This window comes from Campylobacter sp. IFREMER_LSEM_CL292 (assembly GCF_025771615.1).
Taxonomy (GTDB): Bacteria; Campylobacterota; Campylobacteria; order Campylobacterales; family Campylobacteraceae; genus Campylobacter_D; species Campylobacter_D lari_D.
In genome coordinates this window covers 151,942-169,382 of record NZ_JAKMQP010000001.1, presented here as the reverse complement: position 1 = coordinate 169,382, position 17,441 = coordinate 151,942, and the positions used below count along the sequence as shown (strand labels likewise).

Here is a 17,441-nt window from a genome sequence, read left to right as displayed (position 1 = left end):
AAATAGAGTCCTTTAAGGAACTCTATTTAAAAATTCATTTGCATCTACATAGCCTATAATGCGTCCTTTTTCCTCGCTTTTGTTAAAAAATATCATCACAGGAGGCCCAAAAACTCCAAATTCTTTCATAAGAGCTAAATCTTCTTGGCTATTATGTGTTATATCTGCTTTTAAAAGTGTGTAATTAGCAAGTAAATTTTGTACTTTAGCATCTGTAAAAGTATATTCTTCTAAGAGCTTGCAGTTTTCACACCAAGCGGCTGTAAATTCAAGCATAACAGGTTTGGTAGAATTTTGTAATTCTTGCTCAAGTTCTTTTAAATTTTTAATCGTTTTGAAAATTAAATTAGAGCTATTTTCTTTTGAAGTAAGGTTAAACTCAAGAGGTTTTAGCAAGCTTTTTGAATCCATTGAGCCGCCTAAAATTAGGCTTAAACTGTAAGTTAAAACTAAAATCATACTCGCTTTTTTAAATTTATCAAAATTAGTTTTAGCTTCATCAAATAAACCCATAAAACTAGCAAAAAATACCCCTATAATTCCATAAAGTATCAAAATGATATTTGCACTAAGTATTCTTTCTAGCATCCAAACTGCCATAATGAGCATGATAAAACCAAAGAAAATCTTTATCTTAAGCATCCAAGCCCCACTTTTTAAAAGATTTCCTCCAAGACCTATTAAGAGTAAAGGCATGCCCATACCAAAACTCATCACAAATAAAGAAAGTCCTCCTAAAAATACATCACCACTATTGGTAATATAAAGCAAAGCTCCTGCTAAAGGTGCAGCCACGCAAGGACCTACAATAAGAGCTGATAAAAAGCCCATGATAGCTATACCAAAAACTCCATTTTTGCCTTCTATCTTTTTATTGATAAAATTTTGAAATTTAAGTGGCAGTTGTAATTCATAAAGTCCAAACATAGAAAGTGAAAGTAATACAAAAATGCCTGCAAAAGTAATGATAATCCAAGGTTGTTGTAATAAACCTTGTACATTAGCCCCTGCAAGGCCCACTAAAGCACCTGCTATAGCATAAGCTAAAGACATAAAAAAGACATAGATAAAAGATAAATAAAAGCTATGTTTTTTAGATGGTTTATCTTTGAGTTTCATTGCAATTAATGATGAAAGAATAGGTATCATTGGTAAAATACAAGGAGTAAGTGCTAATAATAAGCCATAACCAAAGAAAGTCAAAAGTGTGATAAATATATTTTGCGTACTTAAATCATTAGCAATTTGTTCATCTTCATTTTGCTTTTTAAATTGATCTTTAGTGGATTTTATAGCATAAATTCCATTTTGTTTATTAAGCTCATAATTTACATATACAGGACGATAGCATAAACCTTCTTCTGAACAACCTTGATAAGCTAGGGAAAGTTTTGCTTTGTTGTTTTTAATAAAATCATCTAATAATAATTGAGGTATGAAAAGTTCAAGTTGGCTAAAAATTACTTCTTTGTTTTCTCTAGTTTGAGTTTGTGGGAAATTTAATAAAGAAGTAATATCATTAGAGTCTAATTCTACTTTGATTTGATCTTTATAAAGATAAATTCTATCTGCAAGATTGATTTTTAAAAAAATTCCTTGATTATTGCTGTGAGTATTGAGTTTAAAGGCTTCATTAAGTGATAATACTCCATTGTTAGCAAAAGCTAAATTTAAAAAAATAAAAAATACCGCTAAAAAACGCATTTTTCTCCTTGAAATTGAAAATTAAATTTGTTTTATTTTACTTATTTGTGGTAAATTTAAGTTAATAATTATCCTAAATTAAGGAGTTTGTTGTGGATAAGGATAAATTTACTCTTATTAAAGTGAAAAAATCAACACTTGAGTATGAAAGCGAGCTTAGAAGATTACAAATCGAGCTTTTAAAATTTCAAAATCATGTCAAAGATAAAGGATTAAAAGTTTTGATTTTAATTGAAGGGCGTGATGCAGCAGGAAAAGGTGGTGCTATTAAAAGATTAATTGAACATTTAAATCCTAGAGGTTGTCGTGTGGTAGCACTTGAAAAACCAAGTGATGTGGAAAGAACTCAGTGGTATTTTCAGCGTTATGTGACACATTTGCCTGCAGCAGGAGAGATAGTGATTTTTGATAGATCTTGGTATAATAGAGCAGGGGTGGAACCTGTGATGGGCTTTTGTACTCCAAATGAGCATAAAAAATTCTTGCGTGAGGTGTCTTCTTTTGAAGAAATGCTACTTGATAGTGGAATTTTATTTTTTAAATTTTATTTTTCAGTTTCCAAACAAGAGCAAAAAAGGCGTTTTGAGCAAAGGAGAATAGATCCGCTAAAACAATACAAACTTTCTGTTGTTGATGAAAAATCACAAGAATTATGGGATAAATACACTCTAGCAAAATATTCTATGCTTTTAGCTTCTAATACACCAAAATGTCCTTGGGTGATCATTAATTCAGATAGTAAAAAGAAAGCAAGGATAAATTTATTTAAATATCTACTTAATTCTTTAGAATATCCAAATAAAATTAAAAATAAGTATTTTAAATATGATAAAAAATTAGTCCGTAGCGGTGAGGAAGAAATTCGTAAGATGGAACTTAGTTTAAATGATGAAAAACTTAAAAAATTTGATAAAAAATAAAGGCTAGAATTGAATCATCTTTTTATAGTGCGTAATAAATTTAATGAGCATAAAAAAATCAGTCCAAAGGTGTTTGCGGTTAATGCCTTTTTGCTAGCATTTTTATTGTTTTTATTTTTTTATTTATCTTTTTTAAGTGCTAGTTATAATTTTGATTTTATGGCAATTTATGAGTATAAAAACAAAATGATACAAGGTTTTTTTACGAGTTTTTTTATTAGTGTTTTGTCTTTGATTGTAGGTGTGATTTTTGCTTTGATTTTGTGTTATATGAGTCTTTGTAAAATCGTGCTTTTTAATATGTTTGCAAGAGTTTTTATAGAGCTTATTAGAGGCACGCCTTTGCTAGTGCAAATTTTATTGATTTATTATATTTTTGCGGATAATTTGGGGCTTGATAATCGCTATGTTTGTGGAGTTTTGATTTTAGCTTTATTTGCTAGTGCTTATATTTGTGAAATATTTAGAGCTGGGATTTTAAGTGTTGATAAAATGCAATATGAAAGTGCTAAGGCTTTAGGTTTGAGTGAGTTTGAAATTTATAAAAGTGTGATTTTTCCTCAAGCTTTAAAAAATATCTTAGCACCACTAAGTGGACAACTTAGTAATTTGATCAAAGATAGCTCTCTTTTAAGCGTTATAGCTATTTCAGAATTAACTCAAAATGCTCAAGAAATTAATGCTTTTACCTTTTCTACTTTAGAAATTTATATTCCCTTAGCGCTTTGTTATTTGGTTTTAACTTTACCTATTTCTATGTTTTCAAGAAAACTTGAAAAGAGTTTTTCTTAAAAGAAAAACTCAAGCTTTTGTTCTTTGAAAACTTCTTGCATATCTTTGAGATATTTTTGACTTAGCTTATCAAAAAGACCATTTTCTTTAGATTTTAAAATAAACTCATTGAGCTCTTCTTTTAATTTGGTATTGTTTTTATTTAAAGCTATAGCCCATTGCTCAGGTGTTTTTTCAAAAGGGGTAAAAATAGCTTTTGTTTGCTCAGGATGTTTTTTCCATGCTTTATAAATACTCATTTGATCATAAATAAAAGCATCAGCTTTTGCTTGAATGACTTCTAAAATAGCTGCATTTTCTTTATCAAATACTAGGATTTTTGCATTTTTAAGATTTTTTTGAGCATATAAATGCGCACTTGAACCTCTTTTTAAAGCAAGGATTTTTCCTTTTTGATTTAAATCTTCTATGGAATTAATATTTGATTTTTTAGCGCTTAATATCGCTAAATTTGCCTTAGCATAAGGCAAGGTAAAATCTATTACTTTTTTTCTTTGCTCGCTTATACTCATAGAAGACATGATGAGATCTATTTTTTGAGTTCTTAAAGCAGGTATAAGTCCATCCCAAGCTATATTTTGAATTTTTAAATCATAGTTTTTTTCCTTAGCAAAGGCTTGTAAAAACTCTACACTAATACCACTTGGATTGCCTTTAGTATCACTCATTTCAAAAGGAGGGTAGGCCAGTTCCATACCTACGATTAATTCTTTTGCATGAAGTGTAAAAAATAAGCTTAGTAAAAAAAGTATTTTTTTCATTTTTTAACTCCAAATTTAGCCAAAGCCCTCTCATAATCTTCTTTTGTATCTATACCTATGCTTTGACTTTGTATTTTTAACATTTTGATTTTTTTGCCATTTTCTAAGGCTCTTAATTGTTCTAATTTTTCACATTCTTCCAAAGCTGAGTTTTTCAAAGTACAAAATTCTTGTAAATTTTTAACCCTATATGCATAAATTCCAAGGTGGGCTTTAAAATTTTGTTTATAATTTGCCCTTTCATAAGGAATTTTAGATCTTGAAAAATATAAAGCATAATCATTACTATCAGTAACTACTTTAACCAAATTTGGATTATCGCAAGCTTTTGCATCTACTTCTTTGTAGCAACTACTCATAAAACAAAGCTCATCTTCAAAAGCTTTTTGGCTAAATTCTTTAAAATCTTTAATATTTTGTGTTTCTATAAAAGGTTCATCAGCTTGGACATTAATGATTAACTCATTTTCATTTAGTTTTAAAATTTGACAAGCTTCGTTGATCCTATCAGTGCCACTTTCATGATTTTTGCTTGTTAAAACTGCTTTTATATTGTGTTTTTGTGCTATTTTTAAAACCTCTTCATCATCAAGTGCCACACACACTTCATCAACTTCTTGCATTTTTTTAGCTGTATAAATAAACATAGGTAAATTGTCAATTTCACATAAAATTTTATTTTCAAAACGACTTGATTTTAATCTTGCTGGTATGATTATCATTGTTTTATCCATTCTATAATAGTTTGTTTTAGATTTTTGAGTTTGCAAACTTGATTTTGTTTTTGAGTGCTTGTAAATAAGCTTGCAATATTTGGATGAATTTCTTGCTTAAATTCTTTTGCAAGTTCTTGCATGCAAGCTTGTTCATCTTGACATTCTTTGTTATAAATTGCCTGATACATACTTGGGGTAAATTTACTCCATTGTGCTGTGGAAGTGATGAGTGTCGTGGTGTTAGAATCAAGCATTTTAAAGCAAGTGCAAGTGTGAGGATCTAAAAGTCCTAAGTGGCTGTATTGTTTGATATATTGCATACACTCATCATCATTGCAAAAATCAGCTTCAAAGTCTTCTTGTAAAAGCTCTAGTTCTTTTTGGCTAAGCTCATAATATTTTTCATTCTTTAAAGCTTGCATAAGTTCTTTGGTGCGTTCATCTTTGAATTTATCAAAAAGCAATCTTTCTATATTTGATGATATGAGTATATCCATAGCAGGAGAAATAGTCTTTTGTAAGCTTTTATTTCTTAAATCATATTTGCCTGTATTAAAAAACTCACTTAAGATATTGTTTGAATTGGAAGCAATTTTAATTTTACCTATATTTGCTCCCATTTTTTTAGCATAATAAGCTCCCAAAGCATCGCCAAAATTTCCACTTGGAATGATGATATCTATTATTTTATCAATTTTCAAACTAGCATAGTAATGATAGATGATTTGAAAGAGTATTCTTCCAAAATTAACTGAATTTGCAGCACTTAGACTTAACTTTTCTTCTTTTAAAGTATTTTTAAAATCTTCATCATTTAAAAGTGTTTTTAGGGCATTTTGTGCATCATCAAAATTACCTTCAATGGCTATGGATTTTAAATTGCTTGCATTTGAGTGTGTCATTTGTAAAGCTTGAGTTTTACTTGTGCCTTCATTTGGGTAAATGCAAACTACTTTTATGCCTTTTTTATTTTCAAAGCTTTTTAGCGTAGCAGGTCCTGTATCGCCACTTGTAGCACACATGATTAAAAAATCATCATCTTTTTTTAAGCATTCCAAAAGCACGCCAAAAGGCTGCAATGCCATGTCTTTAAAAGCTCTTGTTGGCCCATGAAATAATTCATTAATATAAAGCTTATCATTAATTTTTCTTAAATTAATAGGGCAGGTTTTATCATCAAAACTCTCATAAGTTTTCAAAGCTTTTTCAAAAACTTCAGGCTCTAAATCAAAATCAAAAGCTGCGATGATTTTTAAGGCTAATTCTTTGTAGTTTAAATTTTTTAAAGCTTCATTATCAAGCTTTGGTAGATTAAGTGGTGCATATAAAGCATTATTAGGTGCACTAGGGCTAAGTAAGGCCTTTGAAAAGCTTACTTGGTGATTTTTATCTTGGGTTGAGTGTAGTAACATTTTTTTCCTTATTGTTAAATTTATCAATATAATCTTGCAAAATTTGCTTAAAGCTGTCTTTTAAAATAATATCAAGATGAATTAATTCTGTTTTAAAGCCAAAATCTTTTACCTTGACATAGTCTTTAAAGGTTAGCATTAAGGTATCACAATTGTGTTTTTTTAAAAGTTTTTCTAATTCTTCTTTTTGAAAAGTGTAATGATCAGCAAAAAAATAACAAGCCCTAGCTTTGATAAAATGCTCATATAATCTAAAAGGCTTTGCAATAGAGCTTATTAAAATGGCTTTTTGATTTTCTTTTACATGAGAATAACGCACAAAATCTTCATTTTCTTTAGCTATAAAATCAGCCCTTTTAGCAAAAGATTTTGGCAAACGATAAGCCCCGCTAGGTAGGGTAAAATCAAAAAAAGGCTCATCTTTGCTTTGTAATAAAATACTAAGTTTTTTAATATGAAATTTAGAAAAAGCATCGTCTAAAAGTATGATCTTTGCTCCAAGTTCGATAGCTTTTTGTATGCCTTTAACTCTATCTTCACTTACTATCACTCCATTAATGTGCTTTGTAAGTGCATACTCCATAGCTTCATCGCCACTTTCTTTAATGCTGCATAAAATTTTATCTTTGTGTTTAACGATGATTAAGCCTTCACTTTGTCTTTTATAGCCTCTTAAGATAATAAAACAATTTTCAAACTCAGCAGCTATGGCTTTACAAATGGGAGTTTTTCCATTGCCTCCTAGGGTTAGATTACCTATGCTTATAATGGGTAAATTAAAATCAAGTTCTTTTTTAAATTTAGTATTTAAAATAGCTATAATCATATATAAAAAGCTAAAAGGTAAAAGCAAAAAGGCTAGAGTTTTTTGCAAAAAATTAGGTTTAAAAAAATACCGATCAAGCCAAGTCATATGTATTCTTTAATGTTGTTGGAAGTTTTCTTTTAAAGGCATTGTTTTGCATACGCTCTAAGACTAAATTTTTTAAATTTTCATCAAAATTTTCCAAACTTTGATTATTTTCTAAAGCTTTTAAAACTTCATCTAAAACTTCATATTTATAGCCAAGATCTTTTTCATCGCTTTGATTTGGCCAAAGATCAGCACTAGGGGCTTTTTGTATGAAATTTTCATGCACACCTATAAATTTAGCAAGCTCAAAAACTTCACTTTTATAAAGTGTAGCTAAAGGATTAAAAGCACAAGCTAAATCCCCATAAATAGTCCCATAACCAAGCATAAGCTCGCTTTTATTAGAAGTGCCTACCACTAAAGCATTGTGTAAAGCCGAATAATCATAAAGCAAACTCATGCGCACTCTTGCAGCTAAATTTCCAAAGCGTAAAGGGTTTAAGTCTTGACAAATTTTTTCATAAGCACAAAGTACTTCATCAATATAAATGATCTTGTGATGAATTTGCAAATTTTTACAAAGCATTAATGCATCATCTAAATTTTCTTTTTTAGAATATTTTGTAGGTATTAAAAGCACAAAAAGTTTTTCACCTACTGCTTTTTTGCAAAGATGAGCTACTAAAGCCGAATCTATCCCACCGCTTAAACCTAAGATGAGATTTTTATCTCTTGCTTGTTCTTTTATAAAATTGATCAATAATTCTTGTAATTTTGTATAATTCATAAAAAATCTTTAAATATTAATTTTTTAAAATTATATTTGATTTAGTTAAAAGGAAGTTTATATGCGTATTTTAAAACAACCATGTGGAATGTATGAAACAAATTGTTATATTATAGATCATAATAACAAGCAAATTATCATCGATCCAGGAGAAAATGCTTATAAGTTTATCAAAGAAAATACAAGCAAACCTTTAGCTATTTTAAATACCCATGGTCATTATGATCATGTTTATGATAATGCTAAAGTTAAAATGGCTTATGAAATTCCAATTTTTATCCATAAAGATGATGCTTTTATGCTAAAAGATCCTTTTAATTATGGTTTTGAGCATTCAAGTGCTGATGTATTGATAGAAAATGAAAATGAATTTAGTATAGATGAGTTTAAGTTTAAATTTCATCATTTCCCAGGGCATACTCCAGGGTGTTGTATGATAGAACTTGTGGGCGAAGATGTGCTTTTTAGTGGGGATTTTTTATTTTATCGTAGTATTGGTAGGTGGGATTTTCCTTACTCAGATGCAACTAAGATGAAAGAGAGTTTGCTTAAAGTTTTAGCTTATGAAAAAGATTTTAAGCTTTTTCCAGGGCATGGAGAAGAAAGTTCTTTAAGAGAAGAGCAAAGTGCAATTCCTGCTTGGTTAAGGTATTTTCATTAATGGATAAGGTTTTATATTTTTTAAGTTTTTTACTGATTTTAAGTGCGATTTTGAGTTTTTTTAAACCCAAAGAAACAAAAAAGAAATTTTTTCACAAATGTCCATGTTTTAGAGCAGTAGAAAATGGCTTAATGAGTAGAATTTGCATTTATGCAGGAAGTTTTGGTTTTATGTATTCTGTGCTTTATATTGGTTTTGGAGTGTATGATAAAAAGCTTTTTATGATTTTGCTTTTATCTTTTGCGATATGGTATTTTGCTTGGGTTTTAAAAAAAGAATAGCTAGAATTAGCTATTCTTAAAAATTATTTTGTATTAATATATAAAGGTTCAAAAGGACCATAACGATGTTGCTCTATACTAAATTTATCATGTTTAGCATAAGGTTTTACATCCATATCTGCAGGTTTTACATCACGATCTGGAAAGTCTTTATTTCTATTCTTTTTAATAGGTCTTGGTTGAGAATTAATATAAGCTGCCACATCATAAGCTTGTTCTAGAGTTAAGGTTGCATCATCTTTTGGCATATTTGCTTTGATATAACTTGCAGCTTTGATAAGTCTATACATGCCAGCACCTGTGTTGTAACTATCATTTCCCCATAAAGCAGGATATATGTAATAACTCATACTAGGATCATTACTTTTTACCCCCTTTCCATTTTCTCCATGGCAGGCTACGCACTTATTTTGATAAATTTCTTTACCTTTTTTAGGATCTGCTGCTCTTTTTAAAAAGGATATTTTAGGTAATCCTTGTCCTTGTGTTTTTGCTCCTACTTCTATACCTTGAGAAATATAATGCATATAAGCAAGTATGGCTTTCATTTGAGGAGAGTTGTTTGGAAGCCTTTTGCCATTCATGGATCTTTCCATACAGCCATTAATTCTATCTTCTAGAGTGATTATTTTATCCGCTCTTGCATTATATTGTGGAAAGCGTGCATAAATTCCTACAAAACCTGATTGATTTTTTATAGTTCCAGCATTAGCATGACAGCTTGAGCAAGAAAGATTATTACCTGCATAACGATTTTTAGGATTTTTTGCTTGAGGTCCTATATAGTTTGTGGTGTAATTTAAAATTTTATTACCCAAAATGACTGCTTGAGTATAAGGTGAATTTGGAAGTTTATCTTCAATGATAATACCATTTTCTATAGTATTTGGGACTTTCCATTGTGCACTTTGTAAATGGATACCTGTTTGCTTTTTTGCTTGAAGTTTTGCTTGATCAATGGCAAAAGCAGAACTCATTAAAAAAGATAAAGATAAGACAGAATATACAATTTTTTTCATTTTACCTCCTTAAACTTGTCTTATTTTCATCTTATAACTTGAAATTTAAAAAAATATTAAATGTTTTTAATGTAAAAGTATCTTTAAATACTACTATGCCGTTTTTAAAGATAAAAATGATATTATTAATATTTTTTAGAATATGTAATTAATGTTACCTTTTTATACATTTTATCAAAGGAAATTATCAATGAGAAAAAGCATAGCAGAATGGCAAAAACAAGAGCTACTTTTACTTTCATTACCCCATAAAAATAGCGATTGGAGTCCTTATTTAGAAGAAATTATGCAAAGCTATGAGGAATTTATTAAAGCTGTGGCAAATTTTCAAAAAGTTTTACTTATTGCTCCAAGTGAAAAAGATTTTCAAAGATTTAAACATATAAAAAATGTAGATTTTTTTAAGTGTGATACTAATGATACTTGGATTAGAGATTTTGGTGCAATTGATGTGCGTGAAGATGATAAAATTATAGGGCTTGATTTTACTTTTAATGCTTGGGGCGATAAATTTCAAAGTTCTTTAGATAATGCGGTAAATTCAAAACTTTTTGCACAAAAATTATCTGGAAAATTAGAAAAAATTGATCTTATTTTAGAAGGTGGGAGTATTGATTTTAACGGGCAAGGAGTAATGCTTACAACGAGTGCTTGTTTGTTAAATGAAAATAGAAATTCACATTTTAATAAAGAGCAAATTGAAGCTAAGTTAAAAGAAATTTTTGGCTTAAAACAAATTATATGGTTAAATCATGGTTGTATAAAAGGCGATGATACTGATCATCATATAGATACTCTAGCAAGATTTATAAATGAAAAAACCATTGCTTATTGTGTGTGTAAAGATGAAAATGATGAGCATTATAAACCTTTAAAGGCTATGGAAGAGGAACTTAAAAAAACAGGATTTGATTTATTAGAGCTTCCTTTACCTAAGCCTTTATATTTTGAAGGTAGAAGACTTGGTGCTACTTATGCAAATTTTGTTTTTGTTAATGGTGGTTTGATAGTGCCAACTTATAATGATGAAAATGATGCTTTGGTATTAGAAAATTTACAAAAAGTATGCAAAGATAGAAAAATAGTAGGGGTTGATGCAAGGGTGTTTTTAAGACAAAATGGTTCTTTGCATTGTTCTTGTCAAAACCGCTATGAAGGTCAAAGATGAATTTACAAAAAAGTGCGACTATAATCGCAAGTGTATGTGCTATTTTTTTAGCTATTATAAAATTTGCAGTAGGATTAGCTTCGGGTTCTGTTGCAGTACTTTCTAGTGCGATTGATTCTTTGCTTGATTGTGTGATTTCGGGTTTAAATTTTTTAGCTTTGAAAAAAAGTTCTCAAGGCTCTAGCAAGGAATATAATTTTGGCCTTAGTAAAATTGAAGCATTAATGGGGCTTTTTGAAGGTCTTGTTATTAGTGGGATTGGGGTTTATATTTTTTATGAGAGTGTTTTGAAAATTCACAATCAAGAAAGTGTAGAAAAACTTGATCTTGGAATTTTTGTCATGGCTTTTGCTATGGCTGTGACTTTGTGTTTGGTGGTTTTTTTAAATTATGTTGCTAAAAAAACAAAAAGCTTGATTATAAAAGCTGATAGCTTACACTATAAAATAGATTTCTTGACTAATGCTTTAACGCTTTTAGCACTTGTGATTATAGCTTTTACAAATTATCATTTTATTGATGGATTATTTGGCATAGCTATAAGTTTATATACGATTTTTTCAGCTTTTAAAATCATTAAGGAAAGTTCTAAAATTTTATTAGATGTAGCTATTGATAAAGAACAAGTTGAAGTGATTAAACAAATCATAAGTGCAAATAAAGAAGTCAAAAGCTTTCATCATTTAAAAACTAGAAAAAGTCCTGATATACTTTATGTTAGTGTGCATTTAGTTTTTGAACCTACAATATCACTTTTAAAAGCTCATGAGATTGGTGATGAGATTGAAGATAGTATAAGAGAACATTTTAAAGATGATTTTTGGAATATCCATATACATTTAGATCCTTATGATGATTCAGAAGAAGAAAGGAATAAAAATGAAATTAGCGCTCATTCAGCAAGAATTTAAACAAAATAAAGAAAAAACTATAGAAAAAACATGCGAACTTATTAAACAAGCAGCAAAAGAAAAGGCTGAGCTTGTGTGTTTGCAAGAGCTTCATCAAACGCAGTATTTTTGTCAAAGTGAAAATACAAACTTTTTTGATTTGGCAAATGACTATGAAGAGGATGTTAAATTTTGGTCTAATGTAGCTAGGGAAAATAAAGTTGTTTTGGTAACTTCTTTATTTGAAAAAAGAAGTGCAGGGCTTTATCATAATACTAGTGTGGTATTTGAAAAAGATGGCTCCATAGCAGGCAAATACCGCAAAATGCATATTCCTGATGATCCTTGTTTTTATGAAAAATTTTATTTTACTCCAGGTGATTTGGGTTTTGAGCCTATACAAACAAGTGTTGGAAAGCTTGGTGTTTTAATATGCTGGGATCAATGGTATCCTGAAGCTGCTAGGTTAATGGCTTTAAAGGGAGCTCAAATTTTAATTTATCCTACCGCTATAGGTTGGTTTGATAAGGATGAAAAAGAAGAAAAACAAAGACAGCTTGAAGCTTGGATAGGTGTGCAAAGAGGTCATGCTATAGCTAATGGCTTACCTGTAGTAGCTATTAATAGAGTGGGTTTTGAAAAAGATGAAAGCGGTGTGGAAGAAGGTATAAGATTTTGGGGGAATTCTTTTGTTTTTGGGGCCCAAGGTGAAGAGCTTTTTAGGGCTGATGATAAACAAGAGCTTTGTAAAATCGTTGAAATTGATATGCAAAGATGTGAAAATGTGCGTAGATGGTGGCCATTTTTACGCGATAGACGCATAGAATATTTTCATGAATTAAATAAAAGATTTATCGACTAAAAGGAGAAAAATGAAAAAAGTTTTAGTGCCTTTGGCAAAAGGTTTTGAAGAAGCTGAGTTTATAGGTATAGCTGATGTTTTAAAAAGAGCAGGAGAGGCTAGTGGAAATTTAGAAGTTATTATTGCTTCATTAGATGATGAGCTTTTAGTGCAAGGAGCTAATGGAATTAGCATAAGGGCTGATGTGAGTTTGGCTAGTGTTGATCAAGAAAATTTAGATGCAATCGCTTTGGCAGGTGGATTTGAAGGTATGATGAATTTAAAAAACAATTCTCTTATCATAAAAATCATACAAGATTTACATGCTAAGAAAAAAATCGTAGCTGCTATTTGTGCTTCACCTATGGTATTGGCAAAAGCAGGGGTGATTAACGGGGAGTTTTCTTGCTATCCTGGTTGTGAAGCGGGTATTGAAGGTATAAGAGTAAATAAAGCAGTTGTAGTAAATGAAAATATCATCACAGCAGCTGGGCCTGCTACGGCTATTTTATTTGGTTTAGAGCTTGCTAAACATTTATGCTCAGAAGAAATTTATCAAAAACTTTATGATGGAATGCTTATTCCTTTAACAAAATAAACCCTCGCTAATGAGGGTTTAGCTTATATTTGTTTCATAAGCTTGGTAATTTCACCCTCATGAGGAAATCTATCTACTTCACAATTAAACAAGTCTTTTTTAGAGTAAATGATTTTACCATCTACTTCTACTATAAAATGACCACCACCTTTTTCTATGGTAGAAATTTGCGCATCTTTGAATTCATTTTGTATTTCTTCTGCAACCCTTGCAGCTTGTGGTTTGTAATTTCAAAGATTACAATAATAAATTTTTACTTCCATTTTTTACTCCTTTTTTGAAAGTAAGCTATTATACATTTTTTATGCTTGTAAGTTTTAAATTTAAGGTTTTTTTTTATAATAATAAAAAAATACAAGGAAAAATATGAGCCAATTTACACATTTACATTTACATACAGAATATTCTTTACTTGATGGAGCAAATAAACTCAAAGAGCTAGCTAAAACGCTAAAAGCACAAGGTGCAACAAGTGTTGCTATGACTGATCATGGAAATATGTTTGGTGCTATTGATTTTTATAAAACAATGAGAGCTGAAGGAATTAAGCCTATTATAGGGCTTGAAGCATATTTACATAATCACGATGATTTAAGTGATAAAAGCTCAAGACAGCGTTTTCATCTTTGTTTATTTGCCAAAAATGAAATTGGTTATAAAAATTTGATGTATTTGAGCTCGCAAAGTTATATACATGGCTTGTATTATTACCCAAGGATTAATAAAAAGCTTTTAGAGGCTCATAGTGATGGTTTGATTTGCTCTTCTGCGTGTTTGCAAGGTGAGATTAATTGGCATTTAAATACCAAGAATGAAAGAAATATAAAATTTGGCGCAAAGGGTTATGAGGGTGCAAAAGAAGCAGCTTTATGGTATAAAAAGGTTTTTGGAGATGATTTTTACCTTGAAATTATGCGTCATGGTATTGATGATCAAAAATTTATTGATGATTCTATCATCAAACTTGCTAAAGAGCTTGATATAAAAATTATTGCAACTAATGATACGCATTACACTTTTAAAGAAAGAGCGGCTGCTCATGAAGTATTTATGTGTATTGCTATGGGGGTTAAGCTTGATGATCCAGGGCGTTTAAGACATGAGGTGCATGAGTTTTATGTAAAAACGCCAGAGCAAATGAGCGAGCTTTTTGCTGATATTCCTGAAGCCATTGAAAATACTCAAGAAATAGCTAATAAATGCAATTTAGAATTAAAACTAGGCGATCCAACCCCACCAAATTTTAAATTTACCCGTGAATATGCAAAAAAATATAGTTTAAATCTAGCACAAGAAGATCAAGAATTTAGCTTTGATAATGATGATATAGTTTTTGAGTATCTTTGTAAAAAAGGCTTAGAAGAAAGACTTCAATTTATCGATGAGAGTAAGCACCAAGAGTATAAAGATAGGCTTGATTTAGAAATTAGTATTATTAAAAATATGAAATTTTCAGGTTATATGTTAATCGTTCATGATTTTATCACCGCAGCTAAGGAAAAAGATATACCAGTTGGCCCAGGGCGTGGGAGTGCTGCGGGGAGTCTAGTTTCGTATTGTTTGAAAATTACAGATTTAGATCCTATACCTTACAATCTTCTTTTTGAGAGATTTTTAAATCCTGAGCGTGTATCAATGCCCGATATTGATGTGGATTTTTGTCAAGATAGAAGAGGGGAAGTGATTGATTATGTGATCGATAAATATGGAGCTGAAAAGGTTGCACAAGTCATTACCTTTGGTAAGCTTTTAGCAAAGGGAGTAATCCGTGATGTAGCTAGGGTTTGTGATATGAGCATACCTGATGCGGATGCTTTGGCAAAATTAGTTCCTGAAGAGCTAAAAATTACTTTAGAAAAAGCCTATGAGCAAGAACCAAAAATAGCTGAATTTGTAAATTCTCATCCAAAAGGGCGTCAAGTTTGGGATTTTGCTAAAGCACTAGAGGGTTTAAATAGAAATGCAGGTATGCACGCGGCCGGAGTTGTGATATCTAATGAAGCTTTGTGGAATAAAGCTCCGCTTTTTAGACAAAGCAAAAACGATGAGCGCCATTTGGTAACGCAGTATTCTAAAGAATATCTTGAAGATGTGGATTTAATTAAATTTGACTTTTTGGGTTTAAAAACCCTTACAGTAATTGATAATGCGATTAAGCTAGTGAAAAAGCGTTATGGTAAAGATGTAATTTGGGAAAAGATTGATATGAATGATCCTAAGGTTTATAAAACCATACAAAGTGGTAATACCTTGGGCATTTTCCAAATAGAATCAGGCGGTATGCAAAGTTTGAATGCTAGGTTAAAGCCTGAAAGATTTGAAGATTTAATCGCGGTTTTAGCTTTATATAGACCAGGGCCACTTGATAGTGGGATGGTGGATGATTTTATCGATATCAAGCATGGTAGAAAGGCTGCAACATATGCATTTGATGATTTAAAGCCTATACTTGAAAATACTTATGGGGTTATAGTTTATCAAGAGCAGGTTATGCAAATAGTGCAAAAAATTGGTGGTTTTTCTTTGGGTGGAGCTGATAATGTGCGTCGTGCTATGGGTAAGAAAAAAAGAGAAATTTTGGACAATCTTAAAGCAGAGTATTTAGAAGGAGCTAAAAAACAAGGCTATGATGAGAAAAAGGCTGATGATTTGTTTGAGCTTATTTTGAAATTTGCTGAATATGGTTTTAATAAATCTCACTCGGCTGCCTATGCGCTTATAACCTTTCAAACAGCGTATTTAAAAACTTATTATCCAAGTGAATTTATGGCTGCGCTTTTAACAAGCGAAGAAAGCAATGTGGATAAGGTCGCAAAATACATTGAAGAGATGAAAAGAATGAATATCAAGCTTTTGCCGCCAAATATCAATAAAGCTCAAAGAGAATTTAGTGCAACTAAGCTTGAAGATGGTTCTGAAGCTATTATTTATGGGCTTGGAGCGATTAAGAGTGTGGGAATTCCTGCGATAGAAAATATCATGACTATTCGCAAGGAAGAGGGCTTTAGTGATTTTGATGATTTTATAAGCTCTATTGATCCTACTAAGATTAATAAAAAAACTATAGAAAATTTAGCTAAATCAGGTGCTTTTGATGAGTTTGGTTATACTAGAAAATGTTTGGTGGATAATCTTGAGCTTATTTCAGAAACAAGTAGAAAAATAGCTGAAGTTAAAAGAAATTCTACTGCTTCTCTTTTTGGAGAAGAAGAAATAGCCGCAGATATCAAAGTAGGGCTTCATGATAGCAAAGTAGAATTTGAGTTAATGGAAAAACTAGGCTATGAAAAAGAAATCTTAGGAATTTATGTATCAGGCCATCCTTTGGATAAATTTGCAAGTCAAATAGAAGGTATAGATTATTTTAAAAGTATGGATTTTGAAACACTCAAAGGCGAGGGTGAGCTTTTGGTTGTAGGAAAGATTGAAGATTTTAAATCAATGATGAGTAAAAGTGGTAAAAGATATGCTAAGGCTGTGGTTTTAGACTTTTATTCTTCTTTTGATATGATTATTTTTGAAACTCAAGTAGAAAAAGTTGAAACACTTTTTAAAGAAAGCAAAGATGAAGCCTTTGCCTTTTTACTAAGATATAAAAACAATGACAATGACTTAAGCTTTAGTTTAAATGAAATTTATACACTAGAAGAAGCAAAAGAAAATGAGCTAAAATCTTTTAGTAAGAAAAAAAGCTTTGTAAAAAAAGAAAACAAAGAAGATTTTACACAAGATCCTATGAAATTTGAAGAAAATATCATAGAACTTGACATTAATAAGCTTAGTAAAGATATGGTGTATGAAATTTATGATCTAGCTAATACAAGACATAATCCAAAAGATGCTAATAATAAAAAGCTTGTGTTAAAAGTACTTGATATGGGTAGCTGCTTGCTTTATCATACAAATTTTGTTCTCTCGCAAGAAGCTATGGATGTGATAGCTCAAAAATGTAAAACTTAAGTATTTAAATAAAAATAGGTTTGAATTTTATATGAGATTTTATATATGCAAATTTAAGTTGATAAAATTCAATGCCAT

At 30.4% G+C, this 17,441-nt stretch carries 17 protein-coding genes; 9 read left to right on the top strand and 8 right to left on the bottom strand.

From position 1 onward, the window contains the following. Positions 1–12: 12 nt before the first annotated feature. Positions 13–1,704, bottom strand: a complete 1,692-nt coding sequence (gene dsbD, locus L8T82_RS00845) for a protein-disulfide reductase DsbD (protein ID WP_263725669.1) — start codon at positions 1,702–1,704, stop codon at positions 13–15. Between the two features lie 77 nt (positions 1,705–1,781). Here dsbD and ppk2 point away from each other — a divergent pair, with 77 nt between their 5' ends. Both ppk2 and L8T82_RS00835 read left to right on the top strand, forming a co-directional pair. Further along, positions 1,782–2,624: a polyphosphate kinase 2 gene (gene ppk2 / locus L8T82_RS00840; protein WP_263725755.1), complete on the top strand. Its 843-nt coding sequence runs from the start codon at positions 1,782–1,784 to the stop codon at positions 2,622–2,624. Positions 2,625–2,633: 9 nt separating this feature from the next. Then, on the top strand, positions 2,634–3,416 hold the full coding sequence (locus L8T82_RS00835; protein WP_263659119.1) for an amino acid ABC transporter permease: 783 nt from the start codon (positions 2,634–2,636) through the stop codon (positions 3,414–3,416). Here L8T82_RS00835 and L8T82_RS00830 read toward each other — a convergent pair. From L8T82_RS00830 to L8T82_RS00810, 5 genes are read right to left on the bottom strand one after another with little or no spacing between them, the layout of a single operon-like run. Continuing rightward, complete coding sequence (locus L8T82_RS00830) at positions 3,413–4,177, bottom strand: transporter substrate-binding domain-containing protein (protein ID WP_220567099.1); 765 nt, start codon at positions 4,175–4,177, stop codon at positions 3,413–3,415. The two genes, L8T82_RS00835 and L8T82_RS00830, sit on opposite strands and share 4 nt — an antisense overlap. Then, positions 4,174–4,899, bottom strand: a complete 726-nt coding sequence (kdsB, locus tag L8T82_RS00825) for a 3-deoxy-manno-octulosonate cytidylyltransferase (RefSeq protein ID WP_263725668.1) — start codon at positions 4,897–4,899, stop codon at positions 4,174–4,176. Before kdsB ends, L8T82_RS00830 begins: the two co-directional genes overlap by 4 nt. Next, positions 4,896–6,305, bottom strand: a complete 1,410-nt coding sequence (gene thrC / locus L8T82_RS00820) for a threonine synthase (RefSeq protein WP_263725667.1) — start codon at positions 6,303–6,305, stop codon at positions 4,896–4,898. The genes kdsB and thrC overlap by 4 nt, the downstream gene beginning before the upstream one ends. Beyond that, a complete protein-coding gene (locus L8T82_RS00815) occupies positions 6,280–7,218 on the bottom strand; it encodes a tetraacyldisaccharide 4'-kinase (protein ID WP_263725666.1) in 939 nt (312 codons plus the stop codon). Before L8T82_RS00815 ends, thrC begins: the two co-directional genes overlap by 26 nt. Beyond that, positions 7,205–7,945 (bottom strand): NAD+ synthase, encoded by a 741-nt coding sequence (locus L8T82_RS00810; protein WP_263725665.1) that lies wholly within the window; start codon positions 7,943–7,945, stop codon positions 7,205–7,207. Before L8T82_RS00810 ends, L8T82_RS00815 begins: the two co-directional genes overlap by 14 nt. A gap of 61 nt (positions 7,946–8,006) precedes the next feature. On the opposite strand from L8T82_RS00810, the gene L8T82_RS00805 reads away from it, so the two are divergent. Further along, a complete protein-coding gene (locus tag L8T82_RS00805) occupies positions 8,007–8,606 on the top strand; it encodes an MBL fold metallo-hydrolase (RefSeq protein WP_263660924.1) in 600 nt (199 codons plus the stop codon). Further along, positions 8,606–8,887, top strand: a complete 282-nt coding sequence (locus L8T82_RS00800) for a hypothetical protein (protein ID WP_133318838.1) — start codon at positions 8,606–8,608, stop codon at positions 8,885–8,887. Before L8T82_RS00805 ends, L8T82_RS00800 begins: the two co-directional genes overlap by 1 nt. Before the next feature lie 23 nt (positions 8,888–8,910). Here the strand turns inward: L8T82_RS00800 and L8T82_RS00795 are convergent, their stop codons facing one another. After that, the gene (locus tag L8T82_RS00795; protein WP_263666198.1) at positions 8,911–9,906 is read right to left on the bottom strand and encodes a c-type cytochrome; all 996 of its coding nucleotides are present in this window, start codon (positions 9,904–9,906) and stop codon (positions 8,911–8,913) included. Positions 9,907–10,096: 190 nt separating this feature from the next. On the opposite strand from L8T82_RS00795, the gene L8T82_RS00790 reads away from it, so the two are divergent. Genes L8T82_RS00790 through L8T82_RS00775 form a run of 4 tightly spaced genes read left to right on the top strand, consistent with a single transcriptional unit; the run spans position 10,097 to position 13,403 of the window. Then, positions 10,097–11,074 (top strand): agmatine deiminase family protein, encoded by a 978-nt coding sequence (locus tag L8T82_RS00790; RefSeq protein ID WP_263725664.1) that lies wholly within the window; start codon positions 10,097–10,099, stop codon positions 11,072–11,074. Continuing rightward, entirely contained in the window at positions 11,071–11,985 is a 915-nt protein-coding gene (locus L8T82_RS00785) for a cation diffusion facilitator family transporter (protein ID WP_263725663.1), read from the top strand. Before L8T82_RS00790 ends, L8T82_RS00785 begins: the two co-directional genes overlap by 4 nt. Next, positions 11,954–12,826, top strand: a complete 873-nt coding sequence (locus L8T82_RS00780; RefSeq protein ID WP_087699946.1) for an N-carbamoylputrescine amidohydrolase — start codon at positions 11,954–11,956, stop codon at positions 12,824–12,826. Before L8T82_RS00785 ends, L8T82_RS00780 begins: the two co-directional genes overlap by 32 nt. Positions 12,827–12,836: 10 nt before the next feature. After that, entirely contained in the window at positions 12,837–13,403 is a 567-nt protein-coding gene (locus L8T82_RS00775; protein ID WP_012661602.1) for a DJ-1 family glyoxalase III, read from the top strand. Positions 13,404–13,426: 23 nt separating this feature from the next. Here the strand turns inward: L8T82_RS00775 and L8T82_RS00770 are convergent, their stop codons facing one another. Then, the gene (locus L8T82_RS00770) at positions 13,427–13,666 is read right to left on the bottom strand and encodes a SelT/SelW/SelH family (seleno)protein (RefSeq protein ID WP_257906301.1); all 240 of its coding nucleotides are present in this window, start codon (positions 13,664–13,666) and stop codon (positions 13,427–13,429) included. 103 nt (positions 13,667–13,769) lie between these two features. On the opposite strand from L8T82_RS00770, the gene dnaE reads away from it, so the two are divergent. Continuing rightward, positions 13,770–17,363 (top strand): DNA polymerase III subunit alpha, encoded by a 3,594-nt coding sequence (gene dnaE, locus L8T82_RS00765; RefSeq protein ID WP_263725662.1) that lies wholly within the window; start codon positions 13,770–13,772, stop codon positions 17,361–17,363. The last annotated feature ends 78 nt before the right edge of the window (positions 17,364–17,441 follow it).